Source organism: Microlunatus aurantiacus (assembly GCF_039536605.1).
Lineage (GTDB): Bacteria > Actinomycetota > Actinomycetes > Propionibacteriales > Propionibacteriaceae > Microlunatus > Microlunatus aurantiacus.
The window spans coordinates 853,334-871,039 of sequence record NZ_BAAAYX010000002.1 but is presented as its reverse complement, the minus strand read 5'-3'; the positions used below and the strand labels follow the sequence as shown (position 1 = coordinate 871,039).

17 protein-coding genes are annotated in these 17,706 nt (G+C 70.6%); 5 read left to right on the top strand and 12 right to left on the bottom strand.

Annotation, left to right across the window (positions count from 1 at the left end; all coding sequences use genetic code 11):
- Positions 1–176: 176 nt before the first annotated feature.
- Positions 177–986 (bottom strand): isoprenyl transferase, encoded by an 810-nt coding sequence (locus ABD714_RS04185; RefSeq protein WP_344811008.1) that lies wholly within the window; start codon positions 984–986, stop codon positions 177–179.
- A gap of 18 nt (positions 987–1,004) precedes the next feature.
- Between ABD714_RS04185 and recO the strand changes: the two genes are divergently transcribed.
- Positions 1,005–1,745: a DNA repair protein RecO gene (gene recO / locus ABD714_RS04180; RefSeq protein ID WP_344811007.1), complete on the top strand. Its 741-nt coding sequence runs from the start codon at positions 1,005–1,007 to the stop codon at positions 1,743–1,745.
- A gap of 94 nt (positions 1,746–1,839) precedes the next feature.
- A complete protein-coding gene (locus ABD714_RS04175) occupies positions 1,840–3,405 on the top strand; it encodes a M1 family metallopeptidase (protein WP_344811006.1) in 1,566 nt (521 codons plus the stop codon).
- 12 nt (positions 3,406–3,417) lie between these two features.
- Here ABD714_RS04175 and ABD714_RS04170 read toward each other — a convergent pair whose 3' ends face one another.
- The 3 genes from ABD714_RS04170 to ABD714_RS04160 all read right to left on the bottom strand — a co-directional run bounded on the left by ABD714_RS04170 (position 3,418) and on the right by ABD714_RS04160 (position 7,684).
- Positions 3,418–4,545, bottom strand: a complete 1,128-nt coding sequence (locus ABD714_RS04170) for a glycoside hydrolase family 5 protein (protein WP_344811005.1) — start codon at positions 4,543–4,545, stop codon at positions 3,418–3,420.
- A gap of 205 nt (positions 4,546–4,750) precedes the next feature.
- Positions 4,751–6,526, bottom strand: coding sequence for a 2-isopropylmalate synthase (gene leuA, locus ABD714_RS04165; RefSeq protein WP_425562333.1), 1,776 nt, complete (start codon positions 6,524–6,526; stop codon positions 4,751–4,753).
- 201 nt (positions 6,527–6,727) lie between these two features.
- Complete coding sequence (locus ABD714_RS04160) at positions 6,728–7,684, bottom strand: NAD-dependent epimerase/dehydratase family protein (RefSeq protein ID WP_344811004.1); 957 nt, start codon at positions 7,682–7,684, stop codon at positions 6,728–6,730.
- 69 nt (positions 7,685–7,753) lie between these two features.
- Between ABD714_RS04160 and ABD714_RS04155 the strand changes: the two genes are divergently transcribed.
- Positions 7,754–8,797: a GNAT family N-acetyltransferase gene (locus tag ABD714_RS04155; protein WP_344811003.1), complete on the top strand. Its 1,044-nt coding sequence runs from the start codon at positions 7,754–7,756 to the stop codon at positions 8,795–8,797.
- A gap of 174 nt (positions 8,798–8,971) precedes the next feature.
- Here ABD714_RS04155 and era read toward each other — a convergent pair whose 3' ends face one another.
- The 7 genes from era to ABD714_RS04120 all read right to left on the bottom strand — a co-directional run bounded on the left by era (position 8,972) and on the right by ABD714_RS04120 (position 14,638).
- Entirely contained in the window at positions 8,972–9,949 is a 978-nt protein-coding gene (era, locus tag ABD714_RS04150; RefSeq protein ID WP_425562332.1) for a GTPase Era, read from the bottom strand.
- On the bottom strand, positions 9,946–10,296 hold the full coding sequence (locus tag ABD714_RS04145) for a cytidine deaminase (RefSeq protein ID WP_344811002.1): 351 nt from the start codon (positions 10,294–10,296) through the stop codon (positions 9,946–9,948). The genes era and ABD714_RS04145 overlap by 4 nt, the downstream gene beginning before the upstream one ends.
- Complete coding sequence (locus ABD714_RS04140) at positions 10,293–11,627, bottom strand: hemolysin family protein (protein ID WP_344811000.1); 1,335 nt, start codon at positions 11,625–11,627, stop codon at positions 10,293–10,295. The genes ABD714_RS04145 and ABD714_RS04140 overlap by 4 nt, the downstream gene beginning before the upstream one ends.
- Complete coding sequence (gene ybeY, locus ABD714_RS04135; RefSeq protein ID WP_344810999.1) at positions 11,624–12,109, bottom strand: rRNA maturation RNase YbeY; 486 nt, start codon at positions 12,107–12,109, stop codon at positions 11,624–11,626. Before ybeY ends, ABD714_RS04140 begins: the two co-directional genes overlap by 4 nt.
- Positions 12,106–13,041, bottom strand: coding sequence for a PhoH family protein (locus ABD714_RS04130; RefSeq protein ID WP_344810998.1), 936 nt, complete (start codon positions 13,039–13,041; stop codon positions 12,106–12,108). The genes ybeY and ABD714_RS04130 overlap by 4 nt, the downstream gene beginning before the upstream one ends.
- Before the next feature lie 198 nt (positions 13,042–13,239).
- Complete coding sequence (pip, locus tag ABD714_RS04125; protein WP_344810997.1) at positions 13,240–14,202, bottom strand: prolyl aminopeptidase; 963 nt, start codon at positions 14,200–14,202, stop codon at positions 13,240–13,242.
- A 43-nt stretch (positions 14,203–14,245) separates the two neighbouring features.
- A complete protein-coding gene (locus ABD714_RS04120) occupies positions 14,246–14,638 on the bottom strand; it encodes a DUF5709 domain-containing protein (protein ID WP_344810996.1) in 393 nt (130 codons plus the stop codon).
- 60 nt (positions 14,639–14,698) lie between these two features.
- Between ABD714_RS04120 and ABD714_RS04115 the strand changes: the two genes are divergently transcribed.
- Positions 14,699–15,400 (top strand): queuosine precursor transporter, encoded by a 702-nt coding sequence (locus ABD714_RS04115; RefSeq protein ID WP_344810995.1) that lies wholly within the window; start codon positions 14,699–14,701, stop codon positions 15,398–15,400.
- Here the strand turns inward: ABD714_RS04115 and ABD714_RS04110 are convergent.
- Positions 15,388–16,437, bottom strand: coding sequence for a LacI family DNA-binding transcriptional regulator (locus tag ABD714_RS04110; protein WP_344810994.1), 1,050 nt, complete (start codon positions 16,435–16,437; stop codon positions 15,388–15,390). The two genes, ABD714_RS04115 and ABD714_RS04110, sit on opposite strands and share 13 nt — an antisense overlap.
- A gap of 142 nt (positions 16,438–16,579) precedes the next feature.
- Between ABD714_RS04110 and ABD714_RS04105 the strand changes: the two genes are divergently transcribed.
- On the top strand, positions 16,580–17,677 hold the full coding sequence (locus tag ABD714_RS04105) for a substrate-binding domain-containing protein (protein WP_344810993.1): 1,098 nt from the start codon (positions 16,580–16,582) through the stop codon (positions 17,675–17,677).
- The last annotated feature ends 29 nt before the right edge of the window (positions 17,678–17,706 follow it).

The following is a 17,706-nucleotide window of genomic DNA, read 5'->3' as shown; positions in this document are numbered from 1 at the left end:
GATCACTGACTGATCTTCGGACCACGGCTGCTTGGCACCTTCCCCCCGGCTTGGCGCATCTCGCAGACTAGACGGCGAGAGATCCACCCTCGTCCGACTCAGTGAATCCTCGGACGATCTTGAGGTGACGTGGTCTCGGCGTAGAGATGATCTTGAGACTCGGCCCTCGGCCGGGCTCAGGTCACCTGGTTGGGCACCGCGCCGCCGTAACGGCGGTCGCGGTCGGCGTAGAGCTGGAGGGCGTGCCACAGGTCGCGGCGGTCGAAGTCGGGCCACAGCCGGTCCAGGAAGACCAGCTCGGCGTACGCGGACTGCCAGAGCAGGAAGTTCGAGGTGCGCTGCTCCCCCGACGACCTGACGAACAGGTCGACGTCGGGGATGTCGGGTTCGTCGAGGAACTGGCGGAACCGCTTCTCGGTGATCTTGCTCGGATCCAGCCGTCCCTCGGCGGCCAGCTCGGCGATCCGGCGGGTCGCGTCGAGGATCTCGGCCCGGCCGCCGTAGTTGACGCAGAACTGCAGCGTCAGCACGTCGTTGTCGACAGTCCGCCGCTCGGCCTCCTCCAGCTCGGCGATCACGCTCCGCCACAGCCGTGGGCGGCGGCCCGCCCAGCGGACCCGCACGCCCATCGCGTCCATCTGATCGCGCCGCCGCCGGATGACGTCGCGGTTGAAGCCCATCAACCAGCGCACCTCGTCGGGTGAGCGACTCCAGTTCTCGGTGGAGAACGCGTACGCCGACAGGTACTTCACGCCGACCTCGATGGCTCCCTCGATCACGTCGAACAGCGAGTCCTCGCCGCGCTGGTGCCCTTCGGTGCGGGGCAGGTTGCGGGCCTTGGCCCAGCGTCCGTTGCCGTCCATCACGATGGCGACGTGCTGCGGCAGCTTGGCCGCCGGGATCTGGGGTGCCCGAGCCCCGCTCGGGTGCGGGATCGGCGGGGCGGGCGGGCCGGTCCGGCCGCGTCGGGGGGTGTCCTTGGCCACGTCAGCGACAATAGCGAGGTGCCGACCTACCGCGATGAAGCCGTGGTGCTGCGCACCCACAAGCTGGGTGAGGCCGACCGGATCATCACGATGCTCAGCCGGGGGCACGGCAAGGTCCGAGCCGTGGCCAAGGGCGTGCGCAGGACCTCGTCGAAGTTCGGCGCGCGGCTCGAGCCCTTCTCGCACGTCGACCTGCAGTTCGCCGAAGGGCGGACCCTGGACGTCGTCACCCAGGTGGAGTCGCTCCATGCGTTCGGGGAGCCGCTGACCGACGACTACCCGTCCTACACCGCCGGCCAGGCCATGCTGGAGACCGCCGATCGGCTGGTGCCGGAGGTGGGTGAGCCGGCCGTGCAGCAGTACCAGCTGCTCGTCGGCGCGCTCAAGGCCCTCGGTGCCGGCACCAACGACGGCGCCCGACCCGCCACGATGATCCTGGACTCCTACTTCCTGCGGGCGCTCGCCATCGCCGGTTACGCCCCGTCGTTCAGCCACTGCGCCCGGTGTGGCGTGGTGGGACCGCATCAGGCCTTCTCCCCCGCCACCGGCGGGGCGGTCTGCGAGCGCTGCCGGCCGGCGGGGTCCGCCCGTCCGTCCGCGGCCACCTTCGAGCTGCTCGGTGCGCTGCTGGAAGGTCGCTGGGCGGCCACCCGCGACGTCGACCCGGCGGTGGCCAAGGAGGCCAGCGGACTCACCTCCGCCTACCTGGTCTGGCACCTCGACCGCGGCCTCCGCTCGCTCGCCCACGTCGAGCGGTGACGGCTCGTGGTGACGACTCCGTGGTGACGCGGACCGTGGGGCCCGGCACGGCGGAGCCTCGACCGGCGAGGCCTCGATCGTCGGCGCGGGCCCGATGAGCTTTCAGCCACCGGCGCACTGGTCGCCGCCCGCGGCCTACCGCCCACCACGCGTCGTCTACCCCATCGCCGCCGCCCTGGCCGTCCTGCTGGTGGCCGCCCTAGCCCTGCCGGTCGGGATCGCGGTGCTGCGCTACCGCGGCGACTGGCCGCCCGCCGCCGCCCGCGGCGGCGGCGCGGCCACGACGGCGAAGGGCGGTGCGAACGGCGTCGGCGACCCCTACTTCCCCGACTTCGGCAGCAGTGGCTACGACGCGACCAGCTACACGGTGTCGGTGGACTTCGACCCGGCCCGCGAGCAGCTCGCCGGCCGCACGGTCGTGGCGGCACGGGCCACCACCGCGCTGAGCTTTTTCTACCTCGATCTGGCGCTCCCGACGAGCCGGGTCTGGGTCGACGACGTGGAGGCGGCGTTCGACCTCGAGGGCTTCCAGGATCTCCGGGTCACCCCGGCCGGCCCGATCGCGGCGGGTCAGGACTTCACGGTCACTGTCGAGTACGTGGGTCGGCCGGGGAAGCTGCGCCGCGAGGGTCTCGAGGACCCGCCCTGGCGGGCCGGCGAGGACGAGTGGACGGTGGCCGGCGAGCCCGAGTCGTCGGCGTGGTGGTATCCCGCGAACGACCATCCGTCCGACCCCGCCGTGCTGGACGTCTCCGTACGGGTGCCCAAGGCCTACCAGGCGATCAGCGTGGGCCGGCTGGCCAGCCGGGACACCGCCCAGGACGCCGACTTCGACACCTGGCGGTGGGTCACCAGCGAGTCCCTGCCCACGTACGCGTCGTTCCTGGCCATCGGTCACTACGAGCTGCGCGAGGGCGAGGCGGACGGCCGTCCGTACGTGTACGCGGCCAGCACCCGCTTCCCGGCGGCGGACCGCGCCACGCTGTTCACCGCGATGGAGCGCACGCCGGCGCTGATCAAGGAGATCGAGGCGTTCGCCGGACCGTACCCGTACAGCGAGATGGGTGGTTTCGTCCCCGCCACCTCGCTGTGGTTCGCCGGCCTGGAGACCGCCACCCGGCCGGTCTACGACGCCAGCTCGCTGATGGACGACCGTTTCGGCGACGAGCTGCTGGTGCACGAGCTGGCCCACATGTGGTTCGGCGACCACGTGACGTTGCTGCAGTGGAACGACATCTTCACCAACGAGGCGTTCGCGTCGTGGGCGTACTGGGAGGTGGTGGAGCGCCGGGGTGGCACGAAGGCCGACGCCGAGCTGTACGCCACCTACGAACGGACCAGGAGCGAGCCCGAGTTCTGGCGCGTGACCATGGTCGACCCCGGCCCGGCCCGGCTCTTCGACACCGTCTACGTCCGCGGCCCGATGGCGCTGCAGGCGATCAGGAACGTGATGGGCGACCAGGCGTACGCGGAGCTGGTCCGCAGCTGGGCCCAGGGCTCCGCTTCATCGGCACCTGGCGGCGGGAGGGCCCGCAGTCTGGAGGACTTCATGGCGGCCGCCCAGGCCCGGACGTCCGTGGACCTGACCCCGGTGTTCAGGGAGTGGCTGTTCGACCCGGACGCCCCGGAGAAGACGGCGGCCAACGGCTTCGACCGCTGAGTCCGCCGCTGGTCAGCGCAGCTCGAGGCGGGGATCGGTCGCCGCCGCAGCCGCCTGCGTCGGCATCGGTGCGCCACCGCCGAGCAGGGGTCGCAGGGCCTCGAGCTTGTCTCGCTGCGGGGTGACCCAGTCGTCGGTCACGAGTCCGCCGGTGTCGCCGCTGTTCGGGTTGAACGACCAGTAGGCGAAGCTGATCTTCTTCGTGTCCAGGTAGGTCACCAGGGTGGCGAGCCACTGCCCGTCGGAGGTCGTCTGCAGCCGGGTGCCGAACTCGCCCAGCAGCACGGGGGCGATGTTCTCGGTGACCAGGTAACCCCAGGTGCGGTCCCACCGCCCCGGCAGGTTGGCCGGGTAGGCCGGGTCGGCGAACCAGGACTGCGGGTGGACGGATGCCGGGTAGTCGTGCGGTGAGTAGACCACGCGGTGCGCGACGTCCAGCCGGACCGGGTGCTCGCGGACGTCCGCCAGTCCCCCGCCCCACCAGGTGACCCCACCGTCGCCGGAGTCCTCGACGCCCTCGATGATCACGAGCAGATGCGGGTTCGCTGCCAGCACAGCGTTTCCGGCCCGGGTGGCAGCAGCGGCCCAGTCGCGTCGTCGATCACCGCACCCCCAGCACGCCTCGCCGTGCGGCTCGTTGTGCAGGTCGACACCGATCACCGTCGGGTCGTCGGCGTAGCGGCCGGCCAGCATCCGCCAGTCGTCGATCCACTGCTCCTCGGTGACCTCGGCGGTGTACCACAGCGGCGACTGGGACGAGGAGTCCGGCCGGTGCCGGTCCAAGATCACGGTCAGGCCGTGAGCCTTCGCGCGGGCCACCACCCGGTCCATCAGCTGCAGCGGCGTCAGGCCCACCAGCTCCGGGTTGGTCCGAGCGTCGATGCCGTCAGTGGTCGACCCGTGCAGGCAGGCGTTGGAGAACGGCAGCCGGATGGTGGTGAAGCCGAAGGACGCGATCTGGGCCAACCCGTCGTCCAAGCCGATCTGCCACAGCCCGTGCGGCGCACAACCGGGTGTCTCCATCCCGAACCAGGCGACCGCCTTGATCACGTACGGACGCCCGTCGGCGGTCCTGATGGTCGAACCGTCGGTGTGCAGCCACCCCGGGCTCGCGACTGCAGCCGGCCGCGCCGTCAACACGGGCCCACCAGCACCGGTGCGACCACGATCCCGAGACGGAAGAACCTGTCCAGCGGCCGTGGGGAGACGACTGATCCACCGGCGTCCGGCGGCAGGGAGAATCGCCGGCGCCGCTCACCTGCTCTCGCTCGGGTTCGTGCTTCCGGCATGGTCTGCAGCGAGCGCAAGAGGCACGATCCCGAGCGAGAACAGGGGGTGGGACGGGTCAGGCGCCGGCGCGGCACACGGCCGAGGCCACGGCCTTCAGGGAGGCCGTGACGATGTTGGCGTCCATGCCCACCCCCCACAGCACCTGCGCGTCCTCGCCGTCCCCGACCTCGCACTCCACGTACGCCGCCGCCAGCGCGTCGCCGCCGGCCGAGAGCGCGTGCTCGGCGTAGTCGTGGACCCGGACGCGGTAGCCCAGCGAGGAGATCGCGTCGACGAACGCCGACACCGGTCCGTTGCCCTCGCCGGTGATCCTGCGGGTCTGACCGCGGTCGACCACCGTCGCGCTCACCCCGTAGGTGCGACCGGTGCCGCCGGCGCTGGACACCTCGACCAGCTCCAGCGGCCGGTCGGGCTTGAGGTACGCCTGCTCGAAGACGGTCCAGAGCGCGTCGGTGCTGACCTCGCCACCGTCGGCGTCGGTGTAGGCCTGGACCACGCGGGAGAACTCGATCTGCAGCCGCCGCGGCAGGTCCAGGTTGTGCTCGGTCTTCATGATGTAGGCCACGCCGCCCTTGCCGGACTGGCTGTTGACGCGGATGACGGCCTCGTACGTGCGTCCGACGTCGTGCGGGTCGATGGGCAGGTAGGGCGCCTCCCACTCCATCTCGGCCACGGGGATCCCCCGCTCGGCGGCTTGCTTGTCCAGATCCTCCAGCCCCTTCTTGATCGCGTCCTGGTGGGAGCCGGAGAAGGCGGTGTAGACCAGGTCTCCCGCGTACGGGTGGCGCGGGTGGACCGGCAGGTTGGTGCAGTACTCCACCGTGCGACGGATCTCGTCGATGTCGGAGAAGTCGATCTGCGGGTCGATGCCCTGGGAGAACAGGTTCATCCCCAAGGTGACCAGGTCGACGTTGCCGGTCCGCTCGCCGTGACCGAACAGGCAGCCCTCGACCCGGTCGGCGCCGGCCATCACGGCCAGCTCGGTGGCGGCGACGGCGGTGCCGCGGTCGTTGTGCGGGTGCAGCGAGATGGCCACGTGGTCGCGGTTGCGGACCTCGCGACCGAACCACTCGATCAGGTCCGCGTACGTGTTCGGCGTGGACATCTCCACCGTGGCCGGCAGGTTCAGGATGATCTCGCGACCGGCCGCGGGCTGCCAGACGTCCATCACCGCGTTGCAGATCTCCACGGCGAACTCCGGCTCGGTGCCGGTGAAGATCTCCGGGGAGTACTGGTAGCCGAACTCGACGTCACCCAGGTGCTGCTCGGCGTACTTCATCACCAGCTCGGTGCCGTGGGTGGCGATCGCCATGCACTCGGCCTTGTCGACCCGGAACACGACCCGCCGGAACAGGGGCGCTGTCGCGTTGTACATGTGGATCGTGGCGCTCTTGGCGCCCACCAGGGACTGCGCGGTGCGCTCGATCAGGTCCTCACGGGCCTGGGTCAGCACCGACACCGTGACGTCGTCGGGGATCTTGTCGCCCTCGATCAGCTGACGGACGAAGTCGAAGTCGGTCTGGCTGGCCGACGGGAAGCCGATCTCGATCTCCTTGTAGCCCATGCCCACCAGCAGGTCGAACATCTTGTGCTTGCGGGCTGGGGTCATCGGGTCGATCAGGGCCTGGTTGCCGTCCCGCAGGTCGGTGCTCAGCCAGCGCGGCGCCCGTTCGATCCGCTTGCTGGGCCAGGTGCGGTCCGGCAGGTCGACACCGACGTACGCGCGGTAGCGCGGGAAGGGCATCGGGCTGGGTTGCTGGGTGGGCACGGACTGGATCCGGGTGCCGAACGTGGTGCTGCTGGACGTGACGTCAGGGGTCGAGCTGGTCATCGGTTCCTCGCTGCTGCTGGTGTGCGGTGGTCGGACCGGACGCACGACGAACTCCGCAGCGAGGGCGCCGGCCCTAGTGGGCCCTGCTGCGGCAGCGAAGGAGGAGCAGTCCACCCGTCGGGCGGGAGCGCTCGTAGCCGGTCATGCGGTCACCCTAACGCAGGGCTTCGGTGTTGTCGCCCCCGAGTGTCCGGCGGGGTGTCAGATCGCGAGCCGGCCGTGGTCGATCAGCCAGGTCACGGACTCCTGGACCGCCTCCAGCGAGCTGTGGCGGGGGCGGAAGTCCAGCAACCGGTGCGCCTTGGCCATCGAGCAGCTGGGGCTCCGGGAGATGTGCTCGAGCGTCGCCGCGGCGTCCTCGGGATCCTCGGCCTGCGCCCACTGCTCGTACGGCAGCAGCTCGAGGGCGGGTTCGTGACCGAACCAACGGAACATCTCCTCGGCGTAGCCGCGGAGGCTCATGGCCCGGTCGGAGACGGCGTGGAAGCTCTCGCCGACCGCGACGCCCGCGTGCTCGATGGTGGCCATCACCACGCCGGCCACGTCGTCGGCGTGCACGTGGTGAACCGTCTCCAGACCCAGGTTCGGCAGCCGGAGCGACTCGCCCCGGGCGATCGACGCGTACGTCAGCGGGTTGAAGTGGCCGGCCGGGTTGAGCGGCACCCAGCCCGGACCGACGATGTGGCCGGGGTGGACGATCGTGGCCGGCAGGCCGTCCCGCCGGGCGAGCCGCAGGAGGTACTGCTCGATCTCGAGCTTGGCGACCCCGTACGCGCCGAACGGGTGCTTCACCACGTCCTCCGGCGTCGGCACGGCGACCGAGTGACCGTGCGTCCAGATGGTGCCGATGTGCACCAGCAGGTCGATGTCGTCGGCCACGGCCTCCACCAGCTGGCGGGCGCTGGCGAGCGTGAAGCAGATCAGGTCGACCAGGATGTCACCGCCCAGCTCGGCGACGGCGCTCCCGAAGCGACCCTCGGCTTCCAGCGCGTCCCGGTCCAGCTGCCGGCGCTCCACCTGCTGCCAGGCCCGGTCCTCCCGGTACGGCGAGGACTCGCCGCGGCTGACCGCGACCACCTCGTGCCCGGCCCCGACCAGTCGCGGCACGAGATAGCCACCGACGTGTCCCGTTGCCCCGATCACCACCACGCGTGCCATCGCGTGCCTCCTTCGCCTCACCGGAAAACTAGTGGCAGGGACCAAGAGACCTGCGTCACCCTTGCAGACATGTCTGCTCCTGCCGCCGGATCTGTCGCTGTCGACCGGGACGCCATGCGTCTGGTCGCTGTGGACCCGCACGACCTGACGGCGGTGACCGCGTCGGTCGAGCTGCTCAACGCCGCCCAGCTGGTGGACGACCCCGACGACCACCCCGGCATCCCCGAGCTCGCGGCCCGCTGGCTGGAGTTCGGCTGGGACCTCGACCCCGAGACGCGCTACCTCTACGTGAACGCCGAGGGTCAGGCCGTCGCCGTGCTGGAGGTGGACCTGCCGCGCCGGGACAACCTGCACCTGGTCTGGGGCAGCGTCGTCGTCCACCCCGAGCACCGGCGCCGCGGGCACGGCACCGCGCTCGTCGCGGAGCTGGTGCGGCGGGCCAGGGAAGCCGGACGGACGACGATCTGGCTGGGCACGGCCGAGGACGACCTCGGCAGCCGCGCCTTCCTGGAGGCCAACGGCTTCCACTACGCCAGCCACGACGCCCGCCGCAAGCAGGTGCTCAGCGAGGTCGACAGCACCGCCGTCGACGCCCTCCACACCAAGGCCGTCGAGGCGGCAGCCGACTACGTGCTCGAGCGGTTGGAGCCGCCGCACTCCGACGAGCTGCTCGCCCAGCTGGTCGAGGTCACCGAGGCCATCAACGACGCACCGATGGGCGACCTGACCTTCGAGGACGAGGTGTTCGACGTGGCCCGGCTGCGGGACATCGAGACCGCCCGCGAAGGGCGGGGCGACCGGATCTACCGGTTGGCCGCCCGGCACCGCGAGACCGGGGGGATCGGTGGCCACACCCTCGTGGTGGTGAACCAGCTGCGCCCGGAGCACGCCGGTCAGGGCGACACGGCGGTGCACCGGGACCACCGCGGGCATCGGCTCGGTCTGCTGCTGAAGATCGAGATGATGCGGTGGCTGGCCGAGACCGAGCCCCAGGTCACCTCGATCAGCACCTGGAACCACGCCGACAACCGCTACATGATCGACGTCAACGAGGCGATCGGCTACCGGCTGTCCCGTGTCTTCGCCATGTACGAGCGGACCCTGACCGACTGACCGTACGGGTCGGGACCGCCCCGTCCCCCGGCTGCTGCACCCCCGACCAGCAGCGGCACCCGCGTACCGCAGCGGCACCCTCTGCGGCGGGTGCCGCTGCCGGCAGGTGGTGCAACGGCCCGGACGGGCGGGGGCGGCCGGCGCACGGGGACAGATCGACCCCACCGGGGAGGCTCAGAAGCCCAGCCGGTTCAGGTGCTTGGCGTTGCGCTGCCACTCCTTGAGCACCTTGACCTTGAGGTCGAGGTAGACCGGCGTGCCCAGCAGGGCCTCGATCTGCTGACGCGCGGCGGCACCGATCTCCTTCAGCCGCGAACCGCGGTGGCCGATGATGATGCCCTTCTGGGAGTCGCGCTCGACGATCATGGACGCGTACACGTCGAGCAGCGGCTTGTTCTCCGGCCGCCCTTCGCGCAGGCCCATCTCCTCCACCTCGACGGTGATGGAGTGCGGCAGCTCGTCCCGGACGCCTTCCAGCGCGGCCTCGCGGATGAGCTCGGCGACCAGCGTGACCTCCGGCTCGTCGGTGATCTCGCCGTCCGGGTAGAGCATCGGGCCCTCGGGCAGCAGCGCGACGATCTCGTCGGCGAGCACGTCCAGCTGCTCCCCGGCGGTCGCCGAGACCGGCACGATGGACGACCACGCGATGCCGAGCGTCTGCTCCAGACCCTGGATGGCCAGCAGGTGCTGTGCCATCCGCTCGGGCCTGACGAGATCCGACTTGGTGGCTACGGCGATCAGCCTCGGCTGCTTCGGCAGCTTGGCGATCTCCCCCACCAGGTAGGTGTCGCCGGGACCGATCTTCTCGTTGGCGGGCAGGCAGACTCCGACCACGTCGACCTCGGTCCAGGTGCCCCGGACCAGGTCGTTCAGCCGCTCCCCCAGCAGCGTCCGCGGCTTGTGCAGACCCGGTGTGTCGATCAGGACGAGCTGGGCGTCGGGTCGGTGCACGATGCCCCGGATGGCGTGCCGGGTCGTCTGCGGCTTGGAGGAGGCGATGGCGATCTTGCTGCCCACCAGGGCGTTGGTCAGAGTCGACTTGCCGGCGTTGGGGCGCCCGACGAAGCAGGCGAAGCCGGAGCGGAAGCCTGGTGGTGTGCCGGCCGGCAGCTGTCCCTCGTCCGGCGGTCCGGCGGCGGTCGCGTCGGTCACAGCGCGACCCGGGACCGCACGGTGCCGGTGGTGTCGGCGAGCCAGACGACCACCGACGCCCCACCCAGGTCGGTGATGGCCCTCCGGTCGTCGTCCGCCAGCGTGTCCGAACCGACGACGGCGACGGCCTCGAGGCCGGGTGCCCCCGACGACACGGCCATGGCCACCGCGAGCTGGGTGGCCGAGAGCTGCAGGGTCGGCAGCGCGATGCTGGTGGCCGCGTACGTCCGGCCGTCGGTGTCGCGGACCGCGGCCCCCTGGGCCGCCTGGGTGCGGGCCCGCGCCGCCCGGGCCAGGGTGATGATCTTGCGGTCCTCGGGATCGGTGGGGTCACTCACCCCAGTCATGATGCCCTCGCCTCCCGCCCCGAGGCCAGCTGGGTGGCGGCGTCCACCCCGCGGTCGTCGGTCTCGCCGTCCCTCCGGGAGACGATCACCGAGCCGATCTTGTTCCGCCGGCCGGTGGCCCGCTCGGCGACCAGCTCGAGCCCGTCGTAGGTGATGATCGAGCCGGCGATGGGGACCTTGTTCAACAGCTTGGCCATCAGACCGCCCACCGTCTCGACGTCCTCGTCGTCCAGCTCGAGACCGAACAGGTCACCGAGCTCGTCGATCGGCAGCCGGGAGGACACCCGATAGCGGCCGTCGGCCAGCCGGTGGACATCGGAGTTCTCCTCGTCGTACTCGTCGGTGATCTCACCGACGATCTCCTCCAGGATGTCCTCGATGGTGACCATGCCGGCCGTGCCGCCGAACTCGTCCACGACCACCACGAGGTGGACCCGCTTGGCCTGCATCTCCTTGAGCAGCTGGTCCACCGGCTTGGAGTCCGGGCACCAGGACGGCTTGCGCATCATCGACTCGACCCGCTCGGTGGTCTGGGAGTCGGGAGCGTCGTAGACCCGCTTGATCACGTCCTTGAGGTAGAGCACGCCGATCACGTCGTCGAGCCCCTCCTTGATCACGGGGATCCGGCTGAACCCCGACCGCAGCGCCAGCGAGACGGCCTGCCGCAGCGTCTTGTAGTGCTCGATGTAGACCATGTCGGTGCGCGGCACCATCACCTCGCGGACGATGGTGTCGCCCAGGTCGAAGACGGAGTGGATCATCTGCCGCTCGCCGGACTCGATCACCTCGCTGCGCTCGGCGAGGTCGACCAGCTCGCGCAGCTCCGCCTCCGTCGCGAACGGTCCTTCCTCGAACCCCTTGCCCGGGGTGAGCGCGTTGCCGATCAGGATGAGCAGGCGGGGCAACGGCCCCAGCACCGTGGTCAGCGCCACGAGCGGGCCGGCGACCTTGCAGGCCACCGCGTCGTGGTGCTGCTGGCCGAGTGTCCGTGGGGCCACGCCCCACAGCACGTACGAGATCACGATCATCGGACCGGCGGTGATGAGCACCCGCTCCCAGGTGGCGTCGTAGATGCCGAAGACCACCAGCGCGACGAGCACGATCACGGAGATCTCGCACACGGTGCGGATGAACAGCGCGGTGTTGAGATAGCGGGGTGGGTCCTCGGCGATCCGACGGACCCGCTGGGCCCCGGGCCGGCCTTCCACGACCAGCCGGTCGGCGCGGGCCCGGGTCAACGACGACAGGGCGGCCTCGGCGGCCGCCATCAGCCCGGCCAGCATCGCCAGCGCGAGCGCGATGCTCAGCTGGATCCAGTCGGCCTGGTTCACCGGACCCGGGTCCCCCGGGCGCTGCGCTGGGCCCGTTCGTCGGCCCAGGCCGCCAGCAGGTCGTCCTTCAGCCCGAACATCTCGGCCTGCTCCTGCGCCGTGCCGTGGTCGTAGCCGAGCAGGTGCAGCATGCCGTGCACCAGCAGGTACTCCGCCTCGGCGTCGGCGGTGCGGTGGTGCTCCGCGGCCTGGCGGGCGGTGACCGCCGGGCACAGCACGATGTCACCGAGCAGCCCCTCCGGTGCTTCCTCGTCCTCGGCCGGTGGCCGCAGCTCGTCCATCGGGAAGGACAGGACGTCGGTCGGACCCGGCTCGTTCATGTACTTCTCGTGGTACGCCGTCATGGTGTCCTCGTCCACGCAGACGACGGACAGCTCGGCCTGCGGGTGGATCCGGAGCTTCTCCAGCACGAAGTCGGCGAGCCGGAGCAGACCGGTGGTGTCGACCTCCAGACCGGACTCGTTGTTGATCTCGACGGTCACCGACGAGGCCTCTCGAGGGCGTCGTCGGTCGCCTCGAACCTGTCGTACGCCGCGACGATCCGGCCGACCAGCTTGTGCCGGACGACGTCGTGGTTGGTCAGGTGGCAGAACGCGATGTCGGCCACGTCGTCGAGGATGCCCTGCACCACCCGGAGACCGCTGCGGGTGCCGCCCGGCAGGTCGACCTGGGTGATGTCGCCGGTCACCACGATCCTCGAGCCGAACCCCAGCCGGGTGAGGAACATCTTCATCTGCTCCATCGACGTGTTCTGGGCCTCGTCGAGGATGATGAACGCGTCGTTCAACGTGCGGCCCCGCATGTACGCCAGGGGCGCCACCTCGATGGTGCCGGCGGTGAGCAGCTTCGGGATCGACTCCGGGTCGAGCATGTCGTGCAGGGCGTCGTACAGCGGGCGCAGATAGGGGTCGATCTTCTCGTTCAGGGTGCCGGGCAGGAAGCCGAGGCGTTCGCCGGCCTCCACCGCCGGCCGGGTCAGCACGATCCGGTTGACCTCCTTGGCCTGCAGCGCCTGGACGGCCTTGGCCACCGCCAGGTAGGTCTTGCCGGTGCCGGCGGGGCCGATGCCGAAGACCACCGTGTGCTTGTCGATGGCGTCGACGTACCGCTTCTGGTTCAGGGTCTTGGGCCGGATCGTCTTGCCGCGCGACGACAGGATGTTGTGGGTGAGCACGTCGGCGGGGGCGGGCTCCTCGGCGGCCATCATCGCGCAGATGCGCTCGACGGCGTCCGGGGTGAGACCCTGACCGGTGCGCAGCACCGTGACCATCTCGTTGATCACGTCGGCCGCCAGGCTGACAGCAGCGTAGCTGCCGGTCAACGTGACCTCACTGCCCCGGACGTGGATGTCGGCCTCGAGCTCGCGCTCCAGGATCCGCAGGAACTCGTCCCGGGGTCCGAGCACGTTGACCATGTCGATGGAGGACGCGACGCTGATCCGTCGCTCCAGTGGCTGCTCGGCCCGGACGGGCGTGGGCCCGCTCCGGCGGGGAGCCGGTGTTGCCGGTCTGTCTTGGCTGGTCAGGGAGTCCACCTCGGGCTGGGGTCGTCGTACCCGCCCATCCTAATGACCGGCACCGACAGGCCCAAGGTGTTTCGCCACCGAGATCCCTCAGACCCGGTCGGCGAACCGGTCCGTCACCACCACCAGGGCGGCGGCGATGCCGGGCTCGGAGTAGGCGTGCCCGGCGTCGGCGATCAGCTCGAGCTCGGCCGTCGGCCAGGCCCGGTGCAGGTCCCAGGCGGTCACCGCCGGCGTCGCGACGTCGTAGCGGCCCTGGACGATGACCCCGGGGACGTCCCGCAGCCGGTGCGCGTCGGCGATCAGCTGCCCCTCGTCGAACCAGCCGCCGTGGACGAAGTAGTGGTTCTCGATCCGGGCGAAGGCCAGCGCGTACGAGGGTTCGGCGAAGGTCGCGATGAGCTCGTCGTCCGGCCGGAGGGTGATGGTGGCCGCCTCCCAGGTCGACCAGGCCACGGCGGCGGGACCGTGGATCGCGGGGTCGTCGTCGAAGAGGAGCTCGTGGTACGCCGCGATCGCGTCGCCCGCGAAGTCGCGTCCGCCCAGCGGCGCCAGGAACCGCTCGTAGCGGTCGGGGAAGAGCTGACCGGCGCCACCGCGGTAGTAGAAGTCCAGCTCACTCCGGCGCAGGGTGAAGATGCCGCGCAGCACCAGCTCGGTCACCCGGTCGGGATGGGTCTCCGCGTAGGCCAGCGCCAGGGCGCTGCCCCAGGACCCGCCGAAGACCTGCCAGCGCTCGATCCCCCGGGCGCGTCTGAGCTGCTCGAGGTCACCGACCAGGTGCCAGGTGGTGTTCGCCGACAGGTCACCGGTCCCGCTGGCGTGCGGGGTGCTCCGGCCGCAGCCCCGCTGGTCGGTGAGGACGATCCGGTAGCGGGCGGGGTCGAACAGCCGCCGCATCCCGGGCGTGCAGCCGCCGCCCGGACCCCCGTGCAGGAAGACCACCGGCTTGCCGTCCGGGTTGCCGCACTCCTCCCAGTGGAGGAGCTGGCCGTCACCGACGGCCAGCCGACCGCTCGCATACGGCTCGATCGGCGGGTAGAGGGTCGTCACGGCGTCGGTCTGCCCGGCTCCGGTCCCTTGGTCGGGGTCGTGCTCAGTCCGGGATGATGTGGACGGCCGCTTCCTCGGCGCTGGCGCCCGCCCCGTCGATGCCGACGTCCTCGCCGACGAGCTCGGAGTCGACGTCGGCGCCGATCCCGGAGTTCGGGTCGACCAGCCGTCCCGCGCGCTGGTCGCCCACCTCGCCGTCGTCGACGAAGTCGTCGGACTCGGGCTTCTCCCAGACCTCCGGCTCCTCCTCGGCCAGGCGCTCGTCCAGGGTCTCCCGGTCGTCGCCGTAGCGCGTGAGGTGCGACGGGCGCTCGGGCGGCGAGTAGCCCTCGTCCAGGAAGTCGTCCACCCCGCGGTCGTCCAGGTTGTCGGACGGCTGGAGCTGGTCCTGGTCGAGCTGCTCGGAGCTGGCGTCGTCGTCGTACGTGTCGGTCATGGCCCCAGCCTGCCACGCGCGCCCGGTGCAGCCGTCCGGACGGCCCTAGGATCGTCGCCCGTGACCTCGACCACCAGCGCCGACGGGCGATCCACCGCCCGGTACGCCGCGGACCTGCACGGCAACTACGACCTCATCGTGGCCGCCTTCGTGGGGCTGCTGCTGATCTCCAACGTCGGGGCGACCAAGGCCATCGCCTTCACCACGCCGACCGCCTGGCCCGGCATGATCGTGACCGACGGGGGCGCGTTCCTGTTCCCCCTGACCTACGTGCTCGGTGACGTGCTCGCCGAGGTGTACGGCCTGCGCAAGGCGCGGCGGGCCATCCTGATCGGCTTCGTCCTCGCGGCGATCGCCGCCCTGACGTTCTGGCTGGTCAGCCTCACCCCGCCCGCCCCGGGGTGGACCAACCAGGACGCCTGGGCCGCGGTGCTGGGCTTCGTGCCGCGGATCGTGCTGGCCAGCCTGCTCGGCTACCTGGCCGGGCAGTTCCTCAACGCGTACGTGCTGGTGAAGATCAAGCAGCACACGTCGGAGGGCCGGTTGTGGGCGCGGCTGATCGGCTCGACCCTGGTCGGCGAGGCCGCTGACACGCTGGTGTTCTGCCTGGTCGCCTTCGGCGGCATCCTGACCGGCGGCACCCTGGTGAACTACGTGGTCACCGGCTACGTCTACAAGGTCGCCGTCGAGGTCGTGCTGTTGCCGGTCACGTACCTGGTGATCCGGGAGGTCAAGAAGCGCGAGCCCGGCTACCGGGACTGAGCTCCCCCGGGGGCGGGGATCTCTCCCGAACCGCGGGTGATCAGGCGGGCCGGGACGATGATCGTCTCGGCGGGACCGTCGTCCCCCTCGATCCGGGCGAACAGCCGCTCCGCGGACGCCCGGCCGATCTCCGCCGGGTCCTGGGCGATCACCGTGATCCCCGGGGTGAGCAGATCGGCCAGCGGGAGGTCGTCGAACCCGATCAGGGCGACGTCGGACTGTCGTCCGCGCCCGTGCAGCGCGCGAACTCCGCCGATGGTGATCACGTTCTGCGCCGTGACCACGGCGGTGGGTGGGTCCGGACGGTCGAGCAGTCGCTCGAGCTCGGCGGCGGCCAGCTCGGCGGAGGTCACGTTGCCGACGCTGAATCCGTCCGGCACCTCGAGGCCGGCGGCCGCCAGCGCACGTTCGTGACCGAGTCGACGGTCGCGGGCGGTGGGGATGGCGAGATCGTCGCCCAGGAAGGCGATCCGGCTGTGCCCGTGGTCGATCAGGTGCCGGGTGGCGACGCCCGCCCAGGCCACGTTGTCGGTCAGCACGACGTCGGCCAGCAGACCGATCGGTGGGCGGTCGATGAACACCAGCGGGACCCCGTGGTCGCGCTCGTTCTGCAGGTAGCCCTGGTCGGGCCCGTACGCGGTGACGATCAGCCCGTCGACCCGGCGTCGGTTGAACGCCGCCACCAGCGCGCGCTCGCGCTCGGTGTCGTCATCGGAGCTGGCGGCGAAGACCGCCGTCTGGCGGGCGGTGGCGACGGTCTCGACCGCGCGGTTGATGGCTGCCGAGAACGGGTTGTCCACCGCGTCCAGGATCAGCCCGATGGTCTGCGTCCGGCCACCCTCGCGGCGCAGCGAGCCCGCTCCGTGGTTGGGCGCGAAACCCAGGGCGTCGATGGCGCGCTCGACCCGCTCCCGGGTGTCGCCGGAGACGTTCGGCTCGTCGTTGACGACCCGTGAGACGGTCTTCAGACCGACCCCGGCGAGCGCGGCGACGTCCCTCATCGTGGGCCGGCGGCGAGCGGTGGTCTGTGGTGACATCGATGTCTCCTCCCTTGGAGATCTCATCCTGCCGGGTGAACCCCCTCCTCAGCAAGGTCTTGACCAACTTTCAGGGAGTGTGCGAGATTGCTCCCTGACACCGTTGTCAGAAGGCAGCGGGTGACCATTTCGGGAGAACCACATGCAACGACGCACCCGCCTCGCCGCGAAGGCGATGTCCGCTCTGGCCATCGTGAGCGTGGCCAGCCTGGCCCTCACCGCCTGCGGCGGGAGCACTGACTCCGCGGCACCGGGCGGCTCCGGCGACGCGATCGCGGTGACGCTGATCACCAAGACCAACACCAACCCGTTCTTCATCGCCATGCAGGAGGGCGCGAAGAAGGCCGGCGAGGAGCAGGGCGTGTCCATCACCACCGCCGCCGGCACCTCCGACGGAGACACCGACGGTCAGGTCAAGGCGATCGAGGCCGCCGTGGCCCGCGGCGACAAGGGCATCCTGATCACCCCGAGTGGTGAAGGCGTCAACAGCGCGATCGAGAACGCGCGCAACGCCGGCCTGTACGTGATCGCGCTGGACACCCCGCCGGATCCGGCCGACACCGTCGACATCACCTTCGCCACCGACAACTTCAAGGCCGGCGAGCTGATCGGCAAGTGGTCCGCCGCCCAGCTCGACGGCAAGCAGGCCAACATCGCCCTGCTCGACCTGTTCAACGACAAGGTCGTCTCGGTCGACTACAACCGTGACCAGGGCTTCCTCAAGGGCATGGGGATCGACATCGGCGACGCCAAGAAGAACGGCGACGAGGCCAAGTCCGGCAGCTACACCGGCGGCAAGGGCGGCAGCTACACCATCGCCTGCAACGAGCCGACCCAGGGCGCGTCCGACCAGGGCAAGACGGCGATGGAGAACTGCCTGTCCAAGACCAAGGACATCAACGTCGTCTACACGATCAACGAGCCGGCCGCGGCGGGTGCCGCCCAGGCGCTGCAGGAGGCCGGGGTCAAGGCCACCATCGTCTCGGTCGACGGCGGCTGCGACCCGGGTCTGACCCTCGTCAAGGACGGGACCGTCGGCGCCACCAGCCAGCAGTACCCGGTGAAGATGGCCCAGCTCGGTGTGGAGGCGATCAAGAAGATCGCCGAGGGCGGCGAGAAGCCGGCCGTCACCCCGGGTCTGGACTTCTACGACACCGGCGTGGCCCTGGTGACCGACAAGAAGGTCGAGGGTGTGGACAGCATCTCCGTGGCCGAGGGCGAGAAGGTCTGCTGGGGCTGACCCCGGCACCTCGCCTGACAGACGTCGGC